Below are 25561 nucleotides of genomic sequence, written 5' to 3'. Positions count from 1 at the left end.
AAATGCACCAGCAGTCTGAATTAAAAATGAAAACCTATAAAACTAAAAACCAAAGCAAAAACGTTTTTGCTTTGGTTTAATTATTATTTTTATCCTATAATCTGTATCAAAGTTTTAGGACGAGACATCTTTTTTCTTTTTCTGTTTGGGAACTTTCAATCCGGCTTCTTTGGCTTCTGAAATCCCGATTGCTACGGCTTGTTTTCTGCTCGTAACTTTGTCACCAGATGAAGATTTCAGTTTACCTTCTTTAAACTCTTTCATCACTTTCCCAACTTTTTTCTGAGCCTTTTCTGAATATTTCGTTTTGCTCATGATTTTAAATTTTAAGATTTTGGAACGGATACACCGATCTCATATACTTTTGCATGCTTCAAATATTTTGAACGCTCTCTTGAAGTTACCGATTCGAATTGGTCGTTTTTCAGAACAACAATCGGGTCTTCTGCATTCTCAATCTCAAAATTTGCCAAATATCTTTCATCGGGCGGAGACTGAGTAAGTTTCGCTTTAATCTTCTGCAGCTCATCTGCATATTTTCTGAATCCCGGATCTGTAGAATGAATAAATTTATATTCATCTCCTGCATCAACATAATAATGTAATTTTCTATCAATTAACCCTGCCTCATTGGTAATCGTAGGATTATCATTTCCATCTTTAAATGCAACTTCTATAAGTTTTCCACCTTCTTTTTGTGTATAGTTTTCGGCATCTGCAAAATTTGCAAACCCTGTAAATACAGTCTGATCTTCGAGATCATAACGATTCAGTTTTCTTTTGTTTTCCTTCGTTTCCATAATTATCTTCTTTAATACCAAAAACTATTCAATTTTTTTGCCAAAACATATACAATCTACCTTTTTTAATTCGGTTTAATAAAATTATTATCTTTGGATTTCTTTAAAATTAGAAATGAAAAAATTCATCCTTACACTTACTATTCTTGCTGCTTTTCAAAATATCTCTGCGCAGGAAATTACTTTAGATAAAATATATTCAGGATATTACCGCGGAAAAGGCATTGCAGGAATTACTTCGATGAAAAACGGAGAAAATTATCTCGTTATCGAACAAGGCGGCATTGCCAAATATTCTTATAAAACTTCACAAAAAGAAGGAAATTTAGTTGACGGAAATTTTGAAAGCTATGAATTTTCTGATGATGAATCGAAGATTCTTTTGTTAAAAGAAAGCCAGCCAATTTACAGACATTCTTTTTTGGGTGTTTATGATGTAAAAGATTTAAAATCTGGAAAAACCTTAAGCTTAAACGAAGGTAAACCTATTCAGGAGCCTAGATTTTCTCCGGATGCGACCAAAATTTCTTTCATCGTGGATAATAATTTGTTTTATCAGGATTTAAGCTCAGGAAAAATCACGCAGATTACGGAGCACGGTATAAAAAATAAAGTTTTAAACGGTTTGGCAGACTGGGTGTATGAAGAAGAATTCGGACACGCAAGATTATATGAATGGACGAAAAATTCTGCTGATATTTTATTCGTAAAACTAGTAGAAACCGATGTTCCGGAAATTTACATCCCTATCTATGGGAAATCGCTTTACCCAAGCGAAATGCGTTATAAATATCCAAAAGCTGGAGAAAAAAATTCTGTAGCTTCAGCTCATATTTATCATTTGGCAGACGGGAAGAAGACGAAAGTTAATTTAGACAATTTCAAAAACTACTATATTCCGAATGTTTTCCAAACTGCAAATCCGGATGAAATTGTTCTAATTACTTCACAGAGAACACAAAATGCTTCTGATGTTTTAAAAGTAAATACAAAAACCGGCCAGGCAACAAAATTGTTTACGGAAAGTGATGATAAATGGATCGATACCGATAACGTAACTTTGGAGTTTTTAGAAGACAATTCTTTCCTTTGGGCATCTGAAAGAGATGGTTTCCGCCATTTATATTGGTACGATAAGGACGGAAAACTGAAAAAACAGGTTACAAAAGGAAACTGGGAAGTAACAGAATACTACGGTTACAATCCGAAATCCAATGAAATTTTCGTTCAGACTACCGAAAAAGGAAGCATCAATAAAGTAGTTTCTAAAATCAATATTCAGAACGGAAAAGCTCAGCTGATTTCAAATGCAGAAGGAAATAATTCAGCGAATTTCAGCAAAAACTATAATTATTTCATTGAAACTTCTTCTACAGCTGCGAAACCCTACACTTTTGTATTGAAAGACGGCAACGGAAAACAATTGAAAGAACTTCAGAACAATGATGATCAGCTTAAAAAGTTACAGGCAGATAATTTCTCCGTAAAAGAATTTATCACCATTCCGAATGCAGCAGGAGATCAAATGAACGCATGGCTTATTAAGCCTAAAAACTTCGACCCAAATAAAAAATATCCGTTGTTTATGTACCAATATTCAGGACCGGGTTCTCAACAGGTTGCCAATTCTTGGGATAACGGAAATGCACTTTGGTTTGAAATGTTGGCTCAAAAAGGCTATATCATTGCTTGTGTAGATGGTCGTGGAACAGGTTTTAAAGGAGCAAAATTTAAAAAAGTTACCTTTAAAAACTTAGGAAAATACGAAATTGAAGATCAGATTGCAGCTGCAAAATGGTTGGGTAATCAAAAATACATCGATAAAACAAGAATCGGAATTTTCGGTTGGAGCTTCGGAGGATATATGGCGAGTTTGGCCATGACAAAAGGTGCGGATGTTTTCAAAGCAGGAATCGCTGTTGCACCGGTTACCAACTGGAGATATTACGACTCTGTTTACACAGAACGATTTTTGTTGACTCCACAGGAAAATCCGGCTGGTTACGATGATAATTCTCCAACAACTTACGCGAATTTATTGAAAGGAAAATTCTTGTTAATTCACGGAACTGCCGATGATAACGTACATTTCCAGAATTCAATGGAGTTTTCTGAAGCGTTGATTCAAAACAAAAAACAGTTTGAATTTATGGCATATCCCGATAAAAATCACGGAATTTATGGTGGACAGACAAGACCGCAACTTTACCAGAAAATGACAGATTTTATTTTGGAGAACCTTTAGGAGCTGGAAGTGAAGATGGATGCTGGAAGTAAAAAATCACTCAAAATTTGAGTGATTTTTTATGTTCTGTTTTTCCATTGTTCAGGATTTCTGGAAGTATGGAAAATAGAATATATTTCAATCGCATTTTTCTCTTTGTCGTAGAAATAGTGAATTCCGAAAGGAAACTTTTTTAAATATATTATTCTAAAACTTTCATATCTCATTTCGCAAGCTAAAGGATTTTCAGAAATGTATTTTACTTTTTCTTTAAAATCCTTTAAAAATATCCAAATTAACTTTTTATTTCTTGCATTATACCAATCAGCAATTTCCATCAAATCGAAATCAGCATTTTCAGAGATAACAATTTTAGCTTTTTTCATCCATTAACTTTTTTTCAAAATTTTCAATAAAGTCATCAAAATCTAGAAGTGATTCAGGATTTTCTTTCGCATATTTTGCTCTCCTTCTAACTTCCTCTCTTTGCCATTCCGGAATATATACATCTTCCTCAATGGTTATAGAAATTGGTTTCTTTTTATATGCGGCTTTTATACTTTTTATTAAATCTTCATTAATTTCATCAGCAGAAGATAAATGAAATATTGTATTCATAATTCGTTTTTATTTTACTCAAAGTTAATAAAATTCAAATATTGTTTTTAAAATTTTATATTTGTGAAATTGTAAAAATCTTATACATGAAAACCAAACATCCTAAAGGGCTTCCCTATTTATTTTTCACAGAAATGTGGGAGCGTTTCGGCTATTATCTGATTCTCGGAATTTTTGTACTTTACATGACTGACACAGAAAAAGGAGGTCTAGAATTTGACGGAAAAGATGCTGCTGATATTTTTGGAACTTTTATCGCATTAACTTATTTAACCCCATTTTTGGGTGGCTTTTTGGCCGACAGACTTTTAGGATATGTAAAAGCAATTTACATTGGAGGTTTTTTGATGGGGTTGGGTTATTTAGGTATCGGTTTCTTTAAAGAACTGCCATTATTTTATGGCTCTTTAGCTTTAATAATAGTTGGAAACGGATTTTTCAAACCAAGTATTTCTACACTTTTGGGAAATTTATATAACGACGAACCTTATAAAGCGAATAAAGATGCTGGTTACAACATTTTCTATATGGGAATTAATATTGGAGCCTTCGTCTGTAATATTATCGCTGCATTTATGCGAAACAAATACGGATGGGGACCTGCATTTATGACAGCGGGAGTCGGAATGTTTGTAGGACTTTTGGTTTTCACTATTGGAAGACAGCATATTCTTCAGGCAAATATTTTAAAACCTTCACAGGAAGGCGACACCAAAATTTCTGATGTTTTGGTAAAAGTATTTTTACCAGCTGTAATCTTCGGATTGATTGGATGGTTTTTACCAAGTTATATTTTTGGAAGCGATATTTTTGGAAGCAACAGTACAGATGCATTTATATTTGCTTGTATTCCAGTAATTTATTTCTATGTGATGCTTTATGTAAAAGCGAATGCAGATGACAAAAAACCGATAGGTGCCTTATTGGCAATTTTTGCGGTAAGCCTAATGTTTTGGGCAGTTTTTAAACAAAACGGAACCGCTTTAACACTTTGGGCACAAAGCTATACCGATAGAACAGTACCTGCTACCTTAGAAAAACCACTAGAAGCCATTTATTTAGTTGATAAAAAAGATTATCAGGATAAAGAAGTTTCTGTTTATGACAATCAATATCAGGTTAAAAAAGATGAAAACGGGAAAGCTTTAAAAGAACAGGGAAAAGATATTTATTTCAGAAATGTTTCCGAAGCCGACAAAGCAAAATTAGCAGCAAATCCTTCACAGACAGTGAATCTATACAATACAGAATTATTCCAATCTATCAATCCGGGGTGGGTTATTTTACTGACTCCTGTTGTCGTTGCATTTTTCATGATGCTTCGTAAAAAAGGAAAAGAACCAAGTACACCTTCAAAAATTGTTTTAGGATTATTTATCTCAGCTTTATCATGCTTGGTAATGGTTGGAGCGGTTTACGCAGGGCAAAACGGTTTGGTAAAAGTATCCGCTTTATGGCTGGTTGCAGCTTATGGAGTGATCACAGTAGGAGAACTTTGTCTTTCACCGATGGGACTGTCTTTGGTTTCAAAACTTTCTCCACCAAGAATTACGGCATTAATGATGGGCGGATTTTTCCTTTCAACTTCAATTGGAAACAAACTTTCGGGAGTTTTAGCAAGTTTCTGGTATGATTATGACAACAAAGCTAACTTCTTTATTGTGAATTTTGGGCTGTTGCTTTTAGCAACTTTACTGGGGCTTTCGATTCTGAAAAGACTGAATAAAATTATGAAAGAAAAAGGAGTAAACTAAGCTCTTTAAATTCGAAATTATAAGCCGCAGATAATTCTGTGGCTTTTTTATTTTAAAAATAAAATTAAAACCTTGCTAAAAACCCAAAAAAAACTATATTTGTCAGTCTTAACAGAAATTTAACAATCAAATATGGATACAGCAAAAACAACAAAAGGTCACCCTAAAGGACTCTACCTTTTGTTTATGACTGAGATGTGGGAACGTTTCTCATATTATGGAATGAGAGCCATTTTCGTTCTATACATGACCAAAATGCTTTTAATGGGAGATGCGGAAGCTTCAGAAATCTATGGAAGCTATACCGGTCTTGTTTATTTAACTCCACTATTGGGAGGATATTTGGCAGATCGATACTTAGGCAACAGGAGAAGTATTGAAATTGGCGGAATATTAATGGCGATTGGGCAGTTCATTCTATTTTTCAGTGCTTCTACAACTGGAGCGAGTGCTGTAACATTGATGTGGATGGGATTAACAATGTTGATTATTGGTAACGGTTTCTTTAAACCAAATATTTCTACAATGGTGGGACAACTTTATCCTCAAGGTGATCGTAGAGTAGACTCAGCATTTACAATTTTCTATATGGGAATTAACCTTGGAGCATTTATGTCGCCGCTTATTTGTGGTACTTTAGCCGAGAAAGTTGATTTTAAATGGGGCTTTTTGGCAGCCGGAATAGGAATGCTGATTGGTCTTATCACATTTATCATGTCAAAAAATAAAGTTTTAGTAGATGCTGACAACAAACCTATCGGAATGCCAAATAACAAATTTGGAATTGCTCAGTGGGGAATGGTTCTTGGATCTATCGGTTTGATTTTCTTTTTAATGAATTTCAAAACAATGTTCAATAGTGATTTGGATGTTATTGGCTACCTTATTTACGGAGCAATGATTCTTATGCCATTGATTGTTTTAACAGATAAAAGCCTTACAAAAGACGAAAAAGACAGAATTATTGTAATTTTCATCTTGGCATTCTTCGTAATTTTCTTTTGGGGAGCTTTTGAGCAAGCTGGTGCCTCACTAACGATTTTCGCAGACAGACAAACAGACCGTAATCTTTTCGGATGGGAAATGCCTGCAAGTTATTTCCAGTCGGTAAATGCATTGGCTATTTTACTTTTAGCTCCTTTATTCTCATCTATCTGGTTGAGGTTGGGTAACAGAGGTAAAGAGCCTTCATCACCAAAAAAAATGGCTTATGGTTTAGCTTTAATATCTTTTGGATATTTGGTAATTGCTTACGCAGTTTACGGTTTAGGAATGATGGATAAAGTTTCAATGTTCTGGCTAATCGGTCTTTATGTAATCCATACAATGGGAGAACTTTGTCTTTCACCAATTGGTCTTTCGATGGTTTCTAAACTATCACCTGCAAGATTCTCATCTTTATTAATGGGAACATGGTTTTTGGCAAATGCTGCAGCAAACAAATTTGCAGGAACATTATCAGCATTAATTCCTGGAGGTGGAGAAAGTGGAGAAGCTCCAAAAACAACATCTTTCATGGGATTCCAAATCACAGATTTATTCGATTTCTTCATCGTTTTCGTTATTATGTGTGGTGTAGCTGCTTTAATCCTTTTCGTTATCAGCAGATGGCTTGAAAAGAAAATGCACGGAATAAAATAATAACATTATCTCAAAATAATAGTTAAACCTCTGATTTTTTCAGAGGTTTTTTTTACATTCGTACTATGGAAGTTTCCGAAGATCTTTTATTTCAATCCATAAAGGAAATTATTACTCAGTCGCGCGAAAAAGTTTTTCGGATAGCGAACTCTACTTTACTGCTCACTTACTGGCAAATCGGACAATTGATTGTTGAAGACGAGCAAAAAGGAAAAGAACGTGCAGAGTATGGAAAATATACTTTAAAAAATCTTTCTAAAAAGCTAAGTTTAGAATTTGGAAAAGGATTTGATTACACAAACCTCTCCAATATGCGTAAATTTTACATAGCTTTTCCAATTGTTGACGCATTGCGTCAACAATTGAGTTGGACACATTATCGATTATTATTAAATATAAATTCTGCATCCAAAATTGATTATTACGTAGAAGAATCTATTCAAAACAATTGGAGTTCCCGAGATTTAAAAAGACAAATTAATTCTTTAGCTTACGAAAGAGTTTTAGAACATAAAAAGCAATCTACCGAAACCATTCAAAGTATTTTAAAAGACCCCTATGTTTTTGAATTTTTAGGGCTAAAACCTGATGAAAAAATTTCTGAAAAAGAATTTGAAACCGGAATTATAGATCATATTCAAAAGTTTCTTTTAGAATTTGGAAAAGGTTTCGCTTTCGTTGCAAGACAACAGCATATTTCTACAGATACATCAGACTTCTATATTGACTTGGTTTTTTACAATTATATACTAAAATGTTTTGTTATCATTGATTTGAAGACAGGGGAACTTTCGCATCAGGATATTGGCCAGATTGATATGTATGTGAGAATGTATGATGATTTAAAAAGAGGCGAAGGTGATAATCCAACTATTGGAATTCTCTTATGCTCCGAAAAAGATGAAACCATCGTAAAATATTCTGTTTTAAATGATAAAAACAATCTTTTTGCCAGCAAATATTTACTGTACCTTCCAAAAGAAGAAGAATTAAAGCAAATTATTGATCAGGACAGAATACGTTTTGAACTCGACCAACAAGATAAAAATACAGATTATTAAACAATTATAAATTATGAGTTTAACTCTAGAAGAAATTCAAAATTTCAAAGGAAAATATCCTAAACAACTATGGACGCTTTTTACAGTAGAAATGTGGGAACGATTCTGTTTTTACGGAATGAGAGGCGTTCTTACATTTTTCATGGTTGATCAGCTTTTACTAAAAGATGATGTTGCTAACCTTCAATACGGCGCAATTCAAGCTTTTGTATATGCATTCACTTTTATCGGTGGTATTTTTGCAGATAAAATTTTAGGTTTTAAAAAATCATTATTTTTTGGGGGAATTGTAATGATCTTAGGAAATTTGCTGATTGCTTTTTCGCCTAAAGATTTATTTTATTTTGGAATCGCTTTCTCCATTATCGGAACAGGTTTTTTCAAGCCCAATGTTTCCTCAATGGTAGGAGAACTTTATGATGAAAAAGATCCCAGAAGAGATGCCGGATACGGAATGTTTTATGCCGGAATCAATATTGGCGGACTTTTAGGAGGTGCCCTTTGTATTTATTTAGGAAAATATCATTCCTGGACTTTGTGTTTTCTTGCCGCTGCTGTCGTTATGATTATTGGCTTACTGACTTTTCTTTTTACCAAAAAAAATTTAGGCCCAATCGGTAATTCTCCATTATTAAATATGGATGCCGGAAAAAGAAGAATCAGAGAGATTGGAGTATATGTACTTTCTCTCCTAAGTATCCCCCTGATTTTCATCATGGTGAAAAATACTGATTACACCGATTATTTCATGTATACCATTGGAACAATCGCAGTAGGATATTTTATTTATGAATTAATCAGATTAGAAATTTCAAGTCTACAGAAAAAATTGATTGCAGCATTTGCATTTATATTTTTCTATTTCTTGTTTAATGCAATTTATGAGCAAAGTGGCGGTTCATTATCATTATTTGCAAAAGATAATTTAGATCATAATTTATTAGGATTCAATATGGATCCCAACGTGGTAAATAACAGTTCAAATACACTTTTTGTAATTATTTTAAGTCCGATTATCGGCTTATTGTGGCTTTGGTTAGCTAAGAAAAAACTAGAACCGAATACTTTAATAAAGTTCGGAATCGGATTTTTGTTTCTTTCCGCCTCGTTTTATATTTTTTATTACACTAAATTTTTCGCAAATGTAGACGGAATCACTTCTTTAAACGTGTTTGCTTTTGCTTATTTCATCACTACAATTGGCGAGCTTTGTTTAGGGCCAATCGGGATGTCAATTATCACCAAGCTATCACCGAAAAGATTATTCGGAATGATGATGGGACTTTGGTTTTTGGCAAGTGCATTTGGCCAGTTAGCTGCCGGAAAATTAGGTGCTGAGATTTCAAAATCAAACACCGGAAACGATTTAGTATCTAAATTACAATCATATACAGATGGTTATTATCAATTGGCTATCTACGCATTAATTGCTGGCGTGGTATTAATTTTGATATCTCCCTTCATTAAAAAATTGATGCAGGAAGTCAAGTAATTTATTTTCTGTGGTTTTTTATTTAAATATTTGTTATGAAAAAATTAATAAGTTTTATAGGTCTTTTTATAATAAGTTTAAATTTTGCTCAGGTAAAATGGATGACTATTGAAGAAGCATTAAACGCACAAAAAACCCAACCTAAGAAAATATTGATTGATTTTTATGCAGATTGGTGTGGCCCGTGCAAAATAATGGATAAGAAAACATACGGACATGCCGTTATTTCTGAATTTTTAAATGATAATTATTATCCTGTAAAATTTGATGCTGAAAATAAAAATACCATCGAAATATTCGGAAGAAAATTCTCTAATGAAAACACCACTCATAAGAAAGGCAGAAATTCACTTCATGAGTTCACACAGTATATGAATGTAAATGCGGTTCCAAGTACAGTATTTCTCGATGAAAGCGGAAATCCGATTACGATTTTACAGGGCGAATTGTCTGCAAAAGAATTAGAACCTTATTTATCATTAATTTCTAGTGATATGTATAAAAAAATCAAAACCCGTGAAGAATGGGAAGATTATCAGAAAAAGTTTAAGTCTAAAATAAAAGAGTAGCTTACTGCAATGTCTTTTGGCTGATAGCATTTAACTTAGTATCAATACAACGAATGCATGAATTAAATTATTTCAAATATAAAAATGATTCGTGCATTTATAGCAAAATTAATTAATAAACCTGCTCAATCCGCAAATCGGCGTGAGCAAACATAAATTAAGCTTTCAAAATCGAAAGCTTTTTTTATTTACAAAATTTCACGAAATTCGTGCTTCAAAAAATTAATTTCTGAATTTAGAAACTCCTATAGAATTCGTTAAAGGAATAGGTTCCGAGCGCGCCAAACTCATTAAAAATGTGTTGGGAATCTCTATTGTGGATGATCTTTTAAACTTCTATCCGATACGATATTTAGATAAAAGTAAAATCTTTACCATTTCCAATCTTCAGGAAAGCAACGTTGAGGTTCAGCTGAAAGGAAAAATTACTGCTGTTCAGGAAATTCAGAACGGAAAAATAAAAAGACTTTCAGCAAAATTTAATGACCATACCGGAACGATGGATTTGGTTTGGTTTCAATATTCAAAATGGCTGAAAGAGCAAATTCCTATTAATCGGGAAATTTATATTTTCGGGAAAATCAATGTTTTCAACAATCAATTTTCGATGCCACATCCGGAAATTGAAGCGGAAGAAAATAAAGAAACCGAAACAAGATTAAAACCGATTTATCCAAGTTCTGAAAAACTGAGCAAAAGAGGTTTGAATCAGAAATTTTTTCAGAATGTTTTAAAAAATATCTGTAAAGAAATTCCCAATCTCATTCAGGAGAACCTTCCGGACTATATGATCCGTCATTATCATTTTTTGTCGAGGCAACATACTTTTCTGAATATTCATTTTCCGAAAGACCAGCAGCATTTTGAAAAAGCCGATAACCGATTGCGATTTGAAGAATCATTCTTTTTTCAGCTGGGCTATGCTTTAAAGAAACTTCATCATAAAACACAATCGATTGGAAATCCGTTTCCGATTGTAGGCGATCATTTTACCAGATTTTACGAAAATCATCTTCCTTTTGATTTGACAGGTGCCCAAAAAAGAGTTTTGAAAGAAATCAGAATGGATATGAAGAAGCCAATTCAGATGAACCGGCTTTTGCAGGGCGATGTGGGTTCGGGAAAAACGATGGTGGCCTTATTAACGATGCTGATTGCTTTAGACAATGGATTTCAAAGCTGTTTGATGGCTCCGACAGAAATTCTCGCACAGCAACATTATAACGGAATTAAAGATTTATTAAAAGATACTGAAATTAAAGTCAGTCTTTTGACAGGTTCAGTAAAAGCTTCCGCCAGAAAAATTATTCACGAAGAGCTTGAAAACGGTGAACTTTCGATATTAGTTGGAACTCATGCGGTTTTGGAAGATAAAGTCAAATTCAAAAACCTCGGTTTGGCAATTATCGACGAACAGCATCGTTTCGGTGTTGCTCAAAGAGCTAAACTTTGGGCGAAAAATAAAATTCCACCTCACATTTTGGTGATGACGGCAACTCCGATTCCAAGAACTTTGGCGATGAGTTTTTACTCAGATCTGGATGTTTCGGTAATTGACGAAATGCCGGTTGGAAGAAAAGCAATTATTACGGCTCATCGAAGAGAAAAAGATAGAGCTTACGTTTATAATTTCTGTCATGAAGAAATCCGAAAAGGGCGACAAATCTATTTCGTGTATCCTTTGATTGAAGAATCCGAAACTTTAGATTATAAAAATCTGATGGAAGGTCTTGAGCATGTGATGGACAACTTTTCGAACTATAATGTAACGATGCTTCATGGAAAAATGAAACCTGATGAGAAAGATGCTGCCATGAATTATTTTGCATCAGGGAAATCGCAGATTATGGTGGCTACAACGGTAATTGAAGTCGGTGTAAATGTTCCCAATGCCTCTGTAATGGTGATCGAAAGTGCCGAAAGATTTGGTCTTTCGCAGCTTCACCAACTCCGTGGAAGAGTTGGAAGAGGTGCCGAGCAGAGTTACTGTATTCTGATGACTTCCGACAAATTATCGAGTGACAGCAGAACCCGAATTAAAACAATGGTCGAAACGAATGATGGATTTAAAATTTCTGAAGTCGATATGCAGTTGCGCGGTCCCGGAGATATTTTGGGAACTCAGCAAAGCGGTGTCGTTGATTTTAAAAGGCTTGATTTGGTGAATGATTCTCAAATCATCAAAAATACAAAAAGTTTAGTCGAAAAAATTCTTGAAGCCGATCCACACCTGTCACGACCAGACAATCAAATTATCAGGAATTATTATCTGCAGAATTATAAAGGGAAAAATAAGTGGAGTAAGATTTCGTAAAATATTCTTTAATAAATTCAATATTGCCTTTGTCATTCCGTAGGAATCTAAGCAAACTTTGTAGAGAGGCTTACAGCATGACAAACACACTGCTTATTTAAACAAATTTCTCCATCAAATAATCATCCATCACATATCCATTTCCAATATCAAAAATACCCTCATCATAGATTGTATAGCCTTGAGATTCGTAGAATTTTTGCGCTGAATTGTATTTATTTACATTTAAAATAATTCGGTTATCTCCACTTTCTTGTACTTTTTCATTTAAAAACTCAAGTGTTTTTTTACCTAAACCCTTCCCTTTACTTTCGGGAACAAGATAAATTCGGTGCAATTTGGTCGTATTTTCTTCGTAATGATTTTCGTATCCTAAAAACCCGTCGTACTCATTTAAAGTTTCATCAAAAACAAGATAATAATGATAATTTGGATTCTTCAAATGAGCTGAAATTTCCATTTCTGAATACATGTTTTCAAGCATATATTTCATTTGATCGACGGAAAGAATTTCTGCGTAAGCATTTTCCCAGGATCTTTTTGCTAAATCCTGAATTAAGGGAATATTTTCTTCGGTTGCTTTGATTAATTTCATTTCATTTTTTTACCACAAAAATCACAAAAGTTTTTTTAATATTTAAGTTGTAATGATTTCCTTTTAAAAGCTCACAAAACGCATGGCTTACTTTAAAACATAGCGCTTTTTTGAACTTTAAGTGATAATTCATTATAACTTTATAAACTTTTGTGGCTTTTGTGGTTTACTATTTTAGAATTAAGATTAAAAAAGTGAAAAGCACTACACCTTTCACTTGTATTTATTTTAAAGTTAAATTAAAAATTTCACTATTCACTTGCGAAGCAAAATTGACAATTCACCTTTTAAATTTTCGCCATTTCAGCTTTAATTTTGGCATAAAGTCCTTCTGAAGCAGGAACTAGTGGAAGTCTCAAATAATTTTTGATAATTCCCTTTTCTGCTAAAACCGCTTTAATTCCGCAAGGATTTCCTTCTGCAAAAATAAGTCTTGTAATTTCAACCAACTTGTTGTGAATCTCATAAGCCTCGTCTACTTTTTTATCAAAAGCCAACTGAACCATCGTTGAAAATTCTTTCGGATAACCTTGTGCAATTACCGAAATCACTCCTGCTCCACCTGCCAAAGTTACAGGAAGTGTGTATTCATCATCTCCGGAAACCAAGTTAAAACCTTCAGGTTTTTTTCTCAAAATATCAAAATACTGAAGAATATTCGGTGCAGCTTCTTTAATTAAGAATAAATTCGGGAATTCATTAGCCAAACGCAAGGTTGTTTCAGCTTCTAAATTTTGTCCTGTTCTTGACGGAACATTATAAATGATGATATTTTTTCCTGTAGAAGCTAAAGCTTTATAATGCTGGTAAAGCCCTTCCTGATTAGGTTTGTTATAATATGGAGAAACCGATAAAACAGCCGTAAAATCTGAAAGATCTGCCTCCTCAATCTGTTTTTTAACTTCAAGCGTATTGTTTCCACCGATTCCTAAAACCAGTGGAAGGCGTTTACTGTTTACCTTAATGATATGATCTACCACCTGTTTTTTCTCTTCAGCTGAAAGCGTTGCAGCTTCTGCCGTAGTTCCCAAAACAACTAAATAATTGGTTCCGTTTTCGATATTGTACTCAACAAGTTTTGTCAAGCTGTCAAAATCAACGGATAAATCTTCATTAAAGGGTGTAACCAATGCTACACCAACTCCTTTTAAAATGCTCATCTGTTAAAATTATTTTCTCCAAATTTAATAATTTAAGATAAGAATTTAGAATAATTACTGATGTTTTATTATACATATAATTATATTTGCATATACTAAAAGATATGATGCAAAATAAACTTTTGTTACTGGGAATTGCTTTGGTTTCGCTTACTGCCTGCAAAACGACGTCGTTACAGGTTGCTAATGTTGAAACTCAAAAAAACATTTCCATTAATAATGAGCTGAAGAATGACGAGGAAATTGCCAAATTTATCGCACCTTATACCGAAAAACTAAACAAAGAGATGAATCAGAAAATCTCTTACACTCAAGTTGATTTAACGAAAGAAGGCGACAACAGCAATTTGGGAAATCTTTTAGCCGATTTTACCTTCGATGGAGCTGATGTGTGGGCGAAAGCCAACTTGAATAAAAATGTAGATGCCGCTCTGATTAACATTGGAGGAATCCGCACCACAATCGGGAAAGGCGATATCATGCTAAAAAATGTTTTTGAAGTAATGCCTTTCGAAAATGAAGTGATTATTGTAAAATTCAAAGGTTCAGATTTACAAGGACTTTTTGATTATTATGCTCAAAATGAAACCAATAATCCCGTTTCTCACTTATACATAGAAACTCAAAACAAACAGGTTGTAAAAACTTTAATTAACGGAAAACCTGTAAACCCTGATCAGGATTACTATGTTGCCACTTCAGATTATCTGGCTTTGGGAGGTGATAATATGAAGTTTTTTAGCAAAGGAGAGTCAATTCCGACAGGAATTAAGTTGAGAGATTTATTCATTGATTATTTTAAGAAAAATCAACAGATTAATCCGAAAGAAGATATGCGTTTAAATTTTATCGGGAAGAAATAATGGATAGAAAGCGTTTTTTAAAAACAATAGGTGGCGGAACTTTAGCAATGTCTTTAGCTCCCAATTTGATGATGGCGGAAAGTTTAGACTTAAATCCATTTCAAGGAGCCAAAAAACTGACGATTCTTCACACAAACGATCAGCACAGCAGAATTGAACCGTTCGATTCAACTTATACAAAAAATCCTAATCAGGGCGGCTTTGCAAGAAGAGCAACTTTAATTCAGAAAATAAGAAATGAGGAAAGCAATGTTTTGTTGTTGGATTCTGGAGATATTTTTCAGGGAACACCTTATTTTAATTTTTTCGGAGGCGAGCTTGAATTCAAACTGATGTCGATGATGAAATATGATGCTTCCACCATGGGAAATCATGACTTCGACAACGGGCTGGATGGATTTTTAAAGGTTTTGCCGAATGCCAAATTTCCTTTTATCTGTTCAAATTACGACTTCAAAAACACCATTTTAGACGGAAAAACTTCTCCGTATAAAATTTTCAACAAAAACGGGATTAAAGTCGGAATTTTCGGAGTAGGAATTCAGCTTGAAGGTTTGGTTGGAAAAAAACAGTATGGAGAAACGATCTGGAATAATCCGATCGACGTTGCGCAGCATTATTCAAACTTTTTGAAAAATGAACAGAAATGTGATCTCGTTATCTGTCTTTCACACATTGGTTATGATTACAAAGGTGAGCCTGATAAACTGAGTGACAAAATTTTAGCCGCTCAAACAGAAAATATTGACTTAATTTTAGGTGGTCATACGCATACATTTTTACCAGAACCTCAGACTTTTACCAACAGACAGGGTAAAAAAGTCTTGGTAAATCAGGTTGGCTGGGCCGGGCTTCTTTTGGGCAGACTCGATTTCTTTTTTGATCAAAATAAAAACGTAAAACAGATTTCCTGGAATAATCAGGCAATTGACAGCAGTATAATAGCATAATATATATGAAAAAAATCTCACTACTTTCTTTTGGTGTTTTCGCAGCCTTACAATTTGTAAAAGCGCAAAATATTTCTTCAAAAAAATGGGCAGACATGTTCTCTTATAACAATGTGCTATCTATAAAAGAAGACAACGGAAAAATTGTTGCCGCCACAGAAAACGGGATTTTTTACTATACCATCTCCACTGGAGAAATTACAAAACTATCAAAAGCCAATGGTCTTCACGACGTGAAAATTTCGGCATTTGATTATAATCCGGAAACTAAAATCGGTTTGGTGGGGTATCAAAACGGATCTTTGGACGTTATTAGCCCGCAAGGGATAACCTATGTTGTAGATATTCCTATTGCAACAGGATATAATGCAAGTAAAAAAATCAATCATATTTCAATAACAGGAGACAGAGCCGCAATTTCTGTAGGATACGGAGTTTCTATTTTTGATTTGAAAAAGAAAGAGTTTAATGATTCTGCGTTCTTTATCAGCGGTGGAGTTTTTGAAGCAAGTAATGAAGCAACCATTTTCGGAAATAAAGTTTTTTCCGTAACAAATACAGGTTTAAAAACCCATGAATTAAATACCACTTTTCCAGTTTTCTCGACATGGACAACAGAAATGACCGGAAATTTTACAGATATTGACTCGGAATCTGCTTTAGCTTTCTCATCAGCAAATACAACTTACATTTACAATAACAGTACTGCGACACCAATAATTCAAAATTTCGGAGGGGTAAAAGATGTGGTTTTAACGGCAAACAATATTATTGTTACCGATGGAGCGAGAATTTATACCTATAACACAAACGGAGCTCCTACAGGAAATACAACAGTAGGAGAAGATTGTAATACAGCCACCACGATTGGTTCAAAAATATTTGCAGGAACGGTTTTATCCGGCGTTAAAACGGAAGACAACATTGTATACAAACCAGATGGTCCTTATTTTAACTATGCATATAAAATAAGGTTATTCAATGATAATCAGCTTTTGGTTTCTACAGGAATCAGAGCTAATGGCTATAATGAACCACAAGACAATCCAAGAAATCCCGGTTTTTATTATTACACGGGAACGGAATGGGTGTACTCTTCCTACTTCATCAACAATTCAGGACCTTTTAACGTAGTTGACGCTTTTCCAGATCCTGCTAATCCGGGAGATGTTTTCTTTTCGAATTACACGTTTAACCCAAGCTATGGTGTTTATAAAATGAAGTACAATTCATCTTCCAAAGATTTTGAATTTGTAAAACGTTACACAATGGGGTCAGATAGCGGATATGGTCGCCGACCTGTAGGTTTTACAGCAGATGATCAGAATAATATTTTTTCGACACTGGCTTTTTCGGGTCCGGGATCAGGTTTAGCATTTTACGACAGAGCAACCGACGATTTTTTGGTAAAGGACCTTAATACAAGTACAGGTATTCAATATCCGGTATTCAATAGTGACTTGTTGTGGATTCCTATACCAAGAACAGCTAATTTCCTGATCTATGACACCAAAAAAACGGCGACTTTTTCAGATGATACTCAGTATTATTTAGATCAGACCAATAATATCCCGGCAAATACAGTTTCTTTTACGATGGATAAATCCGGTGATGCGTGGATTGGAACAGAATTAGGATTAAGAATTCTTCCGAATGCAGTATCAGAAGCAAAAAACGACCCGCAGCTGCAGGCAATTGTGATCGAACAAAATGGTCTTGCCGAAGAGCTTTTCAGAGATTCAACAATTTTGCATGTAGAAGTTGACGGCGGAAATCAAAAATGGGTTTCGGTAGAAGATGGAGGCGTTTATTACCTATCAGCTTCCGGTGAACAGACTATCTTGCATTTTACGAAAGATAATTCTCCGCTTCCTACCAATACAATCACTGATATTAAAGTTGACAAAAAAACGGGAAAAGTTTATTTCGTTACTTTCGACGGGATTGTAACGTATCAGGGAAATGTTGCCGATGTTACTTCAAATTTCGGGAACGTTCTGGTTTACCCGAATCCTGTGGTTTATTCTCAGTTTAAAGGGAATGTGACCATTAAAGGTTTGGCAGAGAAAACAAACATCAGAATTACCGATGCTGCCGGAAACTTAGTGCATTCTGCAGTAGCAAGAACAGGATATTATGAATGGAATCTTAATAATTTAAAAGGAAAAAGAGTCGCTTCAGGAATTTATTTTGTTCTAATGACTAATGAAGACGGCTCAGATAAGGCTACAGCAAAAATAGCAGTAGTGAATTAATGACTTCTCAAGACGGATTTTTACTTTCATTTATAAAATATGGAGAAAACGATGCGGTTCTCTACTGTTTTACTGAAGAAGAAGGTTTTCAAACCTATTTTCTGAAAGGAATTTACAGCAAAAAAAATAAGAAGAAAGCTTTTTTACTTCCGTTGAACAAGCTTAATTTCTCGGTAAGCTCAGGAAAAAACACCGGAATTCAGACCGTTTCAAGATTTGAAATGATTGAAGCAAATGATGCTTATACAGATATTAAAGCCAATACCGTTATCTTTTTTGTCGCTGATTTTCTGAACCAGATTTTAAGAAACGAGCATAAAAACCCTGCGATATTTGGTGCAATAGAAGAGTTTGTTCACGAGTTGAATCAGCAAAATTATCGTTCACATCTCATTTTTTTAATTAAAATTTTAAAAATCCAGGGAGTTGCACCACTTTTAGGCGATGGTAATTACCTTGATCCGGAAACCGGAACTTTTTCAGATCTCGGAACCCATCATTTTTTCGACAGTGAGAATTGCATGCTTTGGAAATTAATTCTTTCGGCACAAAATCCTTATGAAATAAAAATTCCGCAAGCTCTGAGGAAAAATTTTTTAGACAGTTTGCTGGTTTATTATCATTATCACATCACTGATTTCAAAACACCCAATTCCCTTGAAATCATTCAGCAGGTTTTTGAATAAATTATCCGCCGTTTGAAAAGCTTTCAAGACTGGTCATTCCACCGTCAATGAAAATACTTGTTCCGGAAATATAATCTGCCAGATCACTAGCCAGAAAAGCAGCAAGATTTCCTACATCTTCGGGTTGGCCGATTCTGTTGTACGGAATTAATTTTAACAGATCATTCATTGCGTCCTGAGTTTCCCATGCATCTTTATTGATCGGAGTCTGAATTGCTCCCGGACAGATTGAATTGACACGAATTTTATCTGCTCCATGTTCCTGAGCCAAAGTCTGCATCAACATTTTTATAGCACCTTTACTTGCTGCATAATTGGCATGACCTGCCCAAGGAATAATTTCGTGAACCGAACTAATGTGAATGATTTTTCCGCAGGCAACAGAACGGGTTTTATCGATCCCACGGCGGAGAAACTCTTTGATGGCTTCCCGTGAGCATAAAAACTGTCCTCGAAGATTTACGCCCATTACCGTATCCCATTCTTCAAGTGTCATATCGATGAATTTTGCATCTTTCTGAATTCCTGCATTGTTGACCAGAATATCAACAGTTCCATAAGTTGAAATAACATCCTTAAACATTTTTACAACTTCATCTTCTTTGGAAACATCACATTGACAGACCATTCCCTCTCCTCCGTTTTTCTGAATATCATCCAAAACTTTTTGAGCTTCATCTTTGGATTTTTCAGATGAATGATTAATGATGACGGTTGCTCCTGCCCAAGCGATAGATTTTGCAATCCCTGCCCCGATTCCGCTGGATGCTCCAGTAATGATGGCGACCTGATTTCTTAATGAAACTTCCATAATATGATTTTGATGTAAAAAACCAATTGAAAGTATCACGCCAAACTATAATTGTTTGATTTTAATTAACCCAAATTGAAATTATTTAGTCTAAACTTTTAGACATCACCAATTGCGGTCCGTTTCTGCCATTTATTCTTTTACCATTGAATACATATCCTGCTTTCAGGTAAATCTGAAAGGCCAAATGATTATTTTCATTCACTGCCAAAACAATTTCATTACAATCCTTATCATGATCTTTTACAAAATCATCAAGTATAACCATCATCGATTTGCCAATTCCTTTACCCTGAAATTCGGGGTTTACAGATAATGCGCGAAGAAGAACTGAAGAAGAATTATCGGTCATTTCAAATTTATCATTTCCAAAATCTAAAACACAAAAGCCGGCGATTTTTTCATAATAAAAAATAGTGACCGGATAAGCAAAAAAATCTTCATTTTGATTTCTGGCTTCAATTCTCTCTAAAGCCTGTTTTGGCAAAGCAGAATATTGCGACTGAATATCATCAAGCTCATAATCAAGCTCAGAAATATCTTTCGGTTCAAAAAATTTTAGCTCAACCATAAAAAAATTTAATGATGATAAATATCGTCGTACATCACTCCTGCTCTTATTGCTACGGGTAGTTTATTTTCTTCAGGAACAATCGGGCAATTGTAATCGTAAGCATTATAAGCGCAAAAAGGTTGATAAGACTGATTAAAATCCAGGATAATTGTATTTCCTTTCGGTATTGTTAAATCCATATATTTTCCGCCGCCGTATGTTTCTTTTAGATTGGTTTCATCACGAAAAGGCAGAAAAAGATGATCTTTATACTTTTCCATTTTCATCAGATCTAAACTTTGATAAATTGTTAAAGTGTAAGATTTTCCATCCAGTGAAAATGTAGCTTTTCCGTATTCCTGATAAGATTTTGATTTTCCTGAAGAAGTTGGCAGATCAAAGGGTTCAGGCTTTTCATTTTTTATAAATTTTGCAGTTACACGGTATCTCAAATCGATTGGAAAGAATGGATGCTGCTTGAATTTTGTATAATTATCTCCCCGCAAAGGCGTTTCTTTTTTATCTAAGTATTCTTTATTTAAATCTTTCTGAAATTTTTTGATTTCTTTAATTTCTTTTGAATTGTTACTTAAAGAATGATTGACATTTATTTTCTGAGAAAACATCAACAATGAAAAAACAGTAAAAAGAATAAATAGGATTTTCTTCATTTTAGTTTTAATTAAAAATTACTCCGAAATTTTTATTCTGTAAATATCCGATGAATTCCGTTTAATCGATTCTACAAAAAAACCACCTTCTTCAGGAATCTCTTCTTTAAAGTCAAAGCTTGTACAATCTTTTGGCAAACCGGAAAAAACTAATGTAAACCAAAAATCTTTCATAAACGGAACGGGCGTCCAGTTTGGAAAAATACTGATATTCTCGGCGTGTATCAATTTGCTTTTATGGGAAGAATTTTGATCGATGAGATATGTTGTATTCCAGATTCTGATTAAATTTCCCCAAGATGGTGATGCCGGAAAACAACAGTGTACTATGACCTGCTTTTCTTCTTCAAATTTGGTCTGAAGAGACTCAAGCAATTCCTTTGAAATAGATGGTTTTACAATAACTTCTGCCATGATGTATTGATAATAAGTAATGAATAATTGGCAATGAATAATAATGAATCACAAAATTACTTATTGCTCATTACTTATTACCTATATTTAATGTTTAAGTTCTAATTTTTCTTTGCTGTATGCTCTGATGTGCTTTGTCAATTCAGGGTTTTCGGATAATTTTTGTCCGTAAGAAGGAATCATTTCCAATAATTTATCTTTCCATTCGCCATGAAGTTTTTCAGGGAAACATTTTTCTAAAACATTCAACATCGCATAAACAGCAGTTGACGCACCGGGAGATGCTCCCAAAAGTGATGCAATCGTTCCTTTTTCATTAACCACAACCTCAGTTCCGAATTCTAATTTACCGCCTAATTTATCGTCTTTTTTAATAATTTGGACACGCTGTCCGGCAACTTTCAATTCCCAGTCTTCTTCTTTAGCATCTTTTATAAACTCTCTTAGATGTTGAATTCTCTGAGCTTTTGTCATTGCAACCTGCTGTACCAAATATTTTGTCAAAGGAATATTGTGCCACCAAGCTCCGAATAGCGAACGCAGATTTTTTGTATTGACACTTTCAGGTAGGTCAAGATAGCTTCCCTCTTTTAAAAATTTAGTGGAAAAACCTGCAAAAGGTCCGAAAAGTAATGCTTTTTGACCATCAATAATTCTTAAATCCAAGTGTGGAACTGACATTGGTGGTGCATCAACCGTAGCCTGAGTATACACTTTAGCCTGATGTTTTTCTACCAAGTCCTGATTATGCGTAACCAACCATTGTCCGGAAACCGGAAAACCGCCATATCCTTCGCTTTCTTTAATATCAGAACTGTCGAGTAACGGCAATGCATAACCTCCTGCTCCGATGAAAACAAAATCTGCAACAACCTCTTGCTTATGTCTGTTGATACGGTCTTTCACTTTCATTTCCCATTTTCCGTCTTCTCTTGGGTCAATGTCTTTTACTTCGTGGTACAGGAAAACTTCCACGTGAGAATCTTCAAGAAGATGACGGCCCATTTTTCGGGTTAAGCTTCCAAAATTCACATCAGTTCCCAAATCCATTTTCGTGGCTGCTAAAACTTCAGATTGATTTCTTTTGCTCATCACCAAAGGAATCCATTCTCTCAGTTTGTCGTGATCTGTTGAAAATTCCATATCGGAAAATAACGGAGATTCTTTCATTGCCTCGTATCTTTTGCGAAGATATTCAGCATCTTTTTCACCGAAAACCAAGCTCATGTGTGCACAAGAATTGATAAATTCCTGCGGATTCTGGATATATTTCTTATCGATGAGATAAGACCAAAACTGTTTTGAAATTTCAAACTGTTCAGCAATTTTTTCTGCCTTTGAAATGTCTACCGTTCCGTCTTCGCTTTCCGGAGTATAATTAAGCTCACAAAATGCAGAATGTCCTGTTCCTGCATTATTCCAGGCGGCTGTACTTTCTTTGGCAAACCTTCCCAGTCTTTCGAAAATAGCAATCTCTAAATTGGGATCAAATTCATGAAGTAAAGTTGCTAGAGTAGCACTCATAATTCCGCCTCCGATAAGCACAACATCATACTTTGGTTTCGGAGTTCTGTTCGTAATTCTATGTGGCATCCTGTGAAATTTACTACGAATTTCGGGAAAAGTTTTATATTAATTAATGATTTTACAATTTAATTAAAGCAGAAAAACAACATTTTTATCCTACTAATTTAGGCAATGGAAAATATCAATTTCAAATGATAGAGGTATTATATAAATAAAAACATCAATGTAGTCACTGATGTTTTAAATATAACTTTAGAAAGAATTTAGCTTTAATTCAGCTTTGTCGTCAGTTTTTTAAACTGCTTTTCCGCATTCTTACCTTCATATAGGATTCCGTAAATCGTATCGATAATCGGAAGCTTTAAGCCTTTTTCTTTCGACGTTTTATAGATAGAATCTGCTGCGTAATATCCTTCCGCCACCATGTTCATCGATTGGATCGCAGATTTTACCGTATATCCTTTTCCTATAAGATTTCCTAAGTTTCTGTTTCTTGAGAATAATGAATATGCTGTAACGAGTAAATCGCCTAAATAAGCGCTTTCGTTGACATCTCTTGGTGCTTCGTAGATGGCTTCTAAGAAAATTTCCATTTCACGAATGGCGTTTGAAACGAATACGGCAGTAAAGTTGTCTCCGTAGCCTAAACCGCTTGCAATTCCGGCTCCGATGGCAAAGATGTTTTTAAGAATGGCACTGTATTCATTTCCTAAAATATCTTTACTCGAATGAACTTTTATAAAATCAGAATTGAAAATATCCAAAAGCTTTTGTGAAATATCATTCTCTACCGTTGCCACCGTAAGATAAGAAAGTCTTTCCATGGCAACCTCTTCCGCATGACAAGGTCCTGCAATTACTGCCTGATTTCTGAAACCAATCTGGAATTCTTCTTTCAGATAATGGGCTACAACATCATTCACCTTAGGAATAATCCCTTTAATGGCAGAAACAAAAATTTTATCCTTGTATTCGCAGTTCATTTTATCTAAGGTATCCGAAAGATAAATAGACGGAGTTGCCAGAACCACAATATCACAGGCTGTAACCAGCTCGTTGATATCGGTTGTGAGTTTTAAGTTTTTAAGATTAAAATTTACTGCTGTAAGATAAGTAGGATTGTGACCTCTAAGTTCAATTGCCCCTTTTACAAACTCATTTCTTACGCACCAATGCACAGTTTTACAGTTTTCGACAAGCATTTTTACGATTGCCGTTGCAAAGCTTCCGCTTCCTACAACACCGACCGCAACGTCATTTTTTGCTTTTTTCGATGATGTGGAATCTGAGTTGGTTTTCTTTTTCGCCATAATTGAGATGTGAACTGCAAATATATTAAAACCGGGAAATATCAGAAATTACGCCATCAAATTATCAACCTTATTTGAAGAATTTAACATTCTCACACAATTAAATAACTAAAACACCGTTTATTACAAGTATTTATAATTTTTTGTTAAGAATTATATGAAAAGTTTATTTTTAGCTAAATTTGCACCCTTAAAACCTTTTTAAATTCTAAGAAAAAGAGAAATGAAGAAATTTTTAGGAAGCAAAAAGAAAGTAACTGTTCTTATTGGTGGGCTTTTATTTATCGTTTTTGCACAAAGTATTCTCATCGCCAAATTGTTTTCAGAAAAAGATGATAAAAATTATGAAGTAAATTTGGTGAAAATCAATACAGAGAAAGACAGCGTTGATTATCTGAAAATTAAGACGGATCTAAGCTTAGTAGACCAAACGGTTTCCCAGCTGAATTCTTTTCTGAAGTCAAAAGATATTAAGAACGAAAAACTGATGGTTCTTGATAACGACAGCATCTCAAATTCAATTTATCTTGCAAAACAATCAAACAGATACAGCCAATATCTGATGGATCTTCAGCAAAAACTGATGCAGATTCCTTTAGGGATGCCGACTGAAGGTTATATTTCATCCAATTTTGGGATCCGAAAAAATCCAATTCCTTTTAAAACGGTTTATGCTTCTGTAAAACCTGTTGCAGAATCTACTGCAAAAGTCGTTTCTGCTCCCCAACCCGAAGTAAAAGCCGAACCAGTAGAAAAAATTGTAGAATTAACCGACAGCTACGGAAATAAGAGAGAGATAAAAGTAATGGTAACTCCAAAAACTGTAAGTGCACCAACTCCTTCTCCAGCAAGCTCAACTGCAAAAAATACAGCCGCAACAAGAACTCCGACTGAAAAGAACAATCCTCCTGCGGAAGCTGACCAGATGCAGTTTCATAAAGGTCTTGATATTGCCGTTCCTTTCGGATCTGATGTTGTTGCTACAGCAGCTGGAACCGTTATTTTTGCAGGACAAAAAGGCGGCTATGGAAATTGCGTCATCGTTTCTCATGGGAATGGCTTGGCAACGCTTTACGGACACCTTTCGCAATTGGTAGCAAAAACCAATGACAAGGTAAAAGTGGGACAGGTTATTGCCAAATCAGGAAATTCAGGACGTTCTACAGGACCTCATCTGCATTATGAAGTTCATAAAAACAATACCCCTGTGAATCCAAAATTATTTATGAATTTATAATTTTTATTTATTGTTAGTATAAGTTTCGGGGGGGGGGGGGGGGGTGACGGACACAT

General features: G+C 34.5%; 24 protein-coding genes. 12 read left to right on the top strand and 12 right to left on the bottom strand.

Annotated elements, in window-relative coordinates; translation table 11 throughout:
- Positions 1-114 precede the first annotated feature (114 nt).
- On the bottom strand, positions 115-315 hold the full coding sequence (locus tag ACR1PN_RS19285; RefSeq protein ID WP_433981359.1) for a DUF6496 domain-containing protein: 201 nt from the start codon (positions 313-315) through the stop codon (positions 115-117).
- A gap of 11 nt (positions 316-326) precedes the next feature.
- Positions 327-800, bottom strand: coding sequence for a hypothetical protein (locus ACR1PN_RS19280; protein ID WP_433981358.1), 474 nt, complete (start codon positions 798-800; stop codon positions 327-329).
- A 115-nt stretch (positions 801-915) separates the two neighbouring features.
- Here ACR1PN_RS19280 and ACR1PN_RS19275 point away from each other — a divergent pair, with 115 nt between their 5' ends.
- The gene (locus ACR1PN_RS19275; RefSeq protein ID WP_433981357.1) at positions 916-3045 is read left to right on the top strand and encodes a S9 family peptidase; all 2130 of its coding nucleotides are present in this window, start codon (positions 916-918) and stop codon (positions 3043-3045) included.
- 59 nt (positions 3046-3104) lie between these two features.
- On the opposite strand, the gene ACR1PN_RS19270 is transcribed toward ACR1PN_RS19275, so the two are convergent.
- Positions 3105-3410, bottom strand: coding sequence for a type II toxin-antitoxin system RelE/ParE family toxin (locus ACR1PN_RS19270; protein WP_433981356.1), 306 nt, complete (start codon positions 3408-3410; stop codon positions 3105-3107).
- Complete coding sequence (locus tag ACR1PN_RS19265; RefSeq protein ID WP_433981355.1) at positions 3397-3642, bottom strand: hypothetical protein; 246 nt, start codon at positions 3640-3642, stop codon at positions 3397-3399. Before ACR1PN_RS19265 ends, ACR1PN_RS19270 begins: the two co-directional genes overlap by 14 nt.
- 86 nt (positions 3643-3728) lie before the next feature.
- Here ACR1PN_RS19265 and ACR1PN_RS19260 point away from each other — a divergent pair, with 86 nt between their 5' ends.
- From ACR1PN_RS19260 to recG, 6 genes are all read left to right on the top strand, one after another.
- Positions 3729-5396, top strand: a complete 1668-nt coding sequence (locus ACR1PN_RS19260) for a peptide MFS transporter (RefSeq protein WP_433981354.1) — start codon at positions 3729-3731, stop codon at positions 5394-5396.
- Between the two features lie 132 nt (positions 5397-5528).
- Positions 5529-7037 (top strand): peptide MFS transporter, encoded by a 1509-nt coding sequence (locus ACR1PN_RS19255; protein ID WP_378175482.1) that lies wholly within the window; start codon positions 5529-5531, stop codon positions 7035-7037.
- A gap of 65 nt (positions 7038-7102) precedes the next feature.
- A complete protein-coding gene (locus ACR1PN_RS19250; protein WP_433981353.1) occupies positions 7103-8098 on the top strand; it encodes a PDDEXK nuclease domain-containing protein in 996 nt (331 codons plus the stop codon).
- A gap of 13 nt (positions 8099-8111) precedes the next feature.
- Entirely contained in the window at positions 8112-9590 is a 1479-nt protein-coding gene (locus ACR1PN_RS19245; protein WP_378175488.1) for a peptide MFS transporter, read from the top strand.
- A gap of 35 nt (positions 9591-9625) precedes the next feature.
- Complete coding sequence (locus ACR1PN_RS19240) at positions 9626-10159, top strand: thioredoxin family protein (protein ID WP_433981352.1); 534 nt, start codon at positions 9626-9628, stop codon at positions 10157-10159.
- Between the two features lie 229 nt (positions 10160-10388).
- Positions 10389-12473 carry an ATP-dependent DNA helicase RecG gene (gene recG, locus ACR1PN_RS19235; protein ID WP_433981360.1) on the top strand — a complete coding sequence of 695 codons (2085 nt, stop codon included), beginning with the start codon at positions 10389-10391 and terminating at the stop codon, positions 12471-12473.
- Positions 12474-12570: 97 nt separating this feature from the next.
- Here recG and ACR1PN_RS19230 read toward each other — a convergent pair whose 3' ends face one another.
- Positions 12571-13068: a GNAT family N-acetyltransferase gene (locus ACR1PN_RS19230; RefSeq protein ID WP_433981351.1), complete on the bottom strand. Its 498-nt coding sequence runs from the start codon at positions 13066-13068 to the stop codon at positions 12571-12573.
- Positions 13069-13355: 287 nt separating this feature from the next.
- Positions 13356-14228 carry a 4-hydroxy-tetrahydrodipicolinate synthase gene (dapA, locus tag ACR1PN_RS19225; RefSeq protein ID WP_433981350.1) on the bottom strand — a complete coding sequence of 291 codons (873 nt, stop codon included), beginning with the start codon at positions 14226-14228 and terminating at the stop codon, positions 13356-13358.
- Positions 14229-14335: 107 nt separating this feature from the next.
- Here dapA and ACR1PN_RS19220 point away from each other — a divergent pair, with 107 nt between their 5' ends.
- From ACR1PN_RS19220 to recO, 4 genes are read left to right on the top strand one after another with little or no spacing between them, the layout of a single operon-like run.
- Positions 14336-15091, top strand: a complete 756-nt coding sequence (locus ACR1PN_RS19220; protein WP_433981349.1) for a 5'-nucleotidase C-terminal domain-containing protein — start codon at positions 14336-14338, stop codon at positions 15089-15091.
- Positions 15091-16041, top strand: coding sequence for a bifunctional metallophosphatase/5'-nucleotidase (locus ACR1PN_RS19215; protein WP_433981348.1), 951 nt, complete (start codon positions 15091-15093; stop codon positions 16039-16041). The genes ACR1PN_RS19220 and ACR1PN_RS19215 overlap by 1 nt, the downstream gene beginning before the upstream one ends.
- 5 nt (positions 16042-16046) lie before the next feature.
- Positions 16047-18296, top strand: a complete 2250-nt coding sequence (locus ACR1PN_RS19210) for a T9SS type A sorting domain-containing protein (RefSeq protein ID WP_433981347.1) — start codon at positions 16047-16049, stop codon at positions 18294-18296.
- Positions 18296-18982, top strand: a complete 687-nt coding sequence (gene recO / locus ACR1PN_RS19205) for a DNA repair protein RecO (protein ID WP_433981346.1) — start codon at positions 18296-18298, stop codon at positions 18980-18982. Before ACR1PN_RS19210 ends, recO begins: the two co-directional genes overlap by 1 nt.
- Position 18983: 1 nt before the next feature.
- Here recO and ACR1PN_RS19200 read toward each other — a convergent pair whose 3' ends face one another.
- From ACR1PN_RS19200 to ACR1PN_RS19175, 6 genes are all read right to left on the bottom strand, one after another.
- Positions 18984-19793, bottom strand: coding sequence for a glucose 1-dehydrogenase (locus ACR1PN_RS19200; protein ID WP_433981345.1), 810 nt, complete (start codon positions 19791-19793; stop codon positions 18984-18986).
- An 85-nt stretch (positions 19794-19878) separates the two neighbouring features.
- On the bottom strand, positions 19879-20364 hold the full coding sequence (locus ACR1PN_RS19195) for a GNAT family N-acetyltransferase (RefSeq protein WP_433981344.1): 486 nt from the start codon (positions 20362-20364) through the stop codon (positions 19879-19881).
- Positions 20365-20372: 8 nt separating this feature from the next.
- The gene (locus tag ACR1PN_RS19190) at positions 20373-21017 is read right to left on the bottom strand and encodes a DUF1684 domain-containing protein (protein WP_433981343.1); all 645 of its coding nucleotides are present in this window, start codon (positions 21015-21017) and stop codon (positions 20373-20375) included.
- A gap of 18 nt (positions 21018-21035) precedes the next feature.
- Positions 21036-21431, bottom strand: a complete 396-nt coding sequence (locus tag ACR1PN_RS19185; RefSeq protein ID WP_433981342.1) for a hypothetical protein — start codon at positions 21429-21431, stop codon at positions 21036-21038.
- A gap of 87 nt (positions 21432-21518) precedes the next feature.
- Positions 21519-23024, bottom strand: a complete 1506-nt coding sequence (gene mqo, locus ACR1PN_RS19180; protein WP_433981341.1) for a malate dehydrogenase (quinone) — start codon at positions 23022-23024, stop codon at positions 21519-21521.
- A 203-nt stretch (positions 23025-23227) separates the two neighbouring features.
- Complete coding sequence (locus ACR1PN_RS19175) at positions 23228-24268, bottom strand: NAD(P)H-dependent glycerol-3-phosphate dehydrogenase (RefSeq protein ID WP_433981340.1); 1041 nt, start codon at positions 24266-24268, stop codon at positions 23228-23230.
- Positions 24269-24491: 223 nt separating this feature from the next.
- Here ACR1PN_RS19175 and ACR1PN_RS19170 point away from each other — a divergent pair, with 223 nt between their 5' ends.
- Entirely contained in the window at positions 24492-25505 is a 1014-nt protein-coding gene (locus ACR1PN_RS19170; RefSeq protein WP_433981339.1) for a M23 family metallopeptidase, read from the top strand.
- The last annotated feature ends 56 nt before the right edge of the window (positions 25506-25561 follow it).

Origin of the sequence: Chryseobacterium sp. RLHN22 (assembly GCF_051011795.1) — a bacterium.
GTDB lineage: Bacteria > Bacteroidota > Bacteroidia > Flavobacteriales > Weeksellaceae > Chryseobacterium > Chryseobacterium zhengzhouense.
The sequence above is the reverse complement of the archived record's forward strand: the minus strand, read 5'-3'. Positions and strand labels throughout refer to the sequence as shown.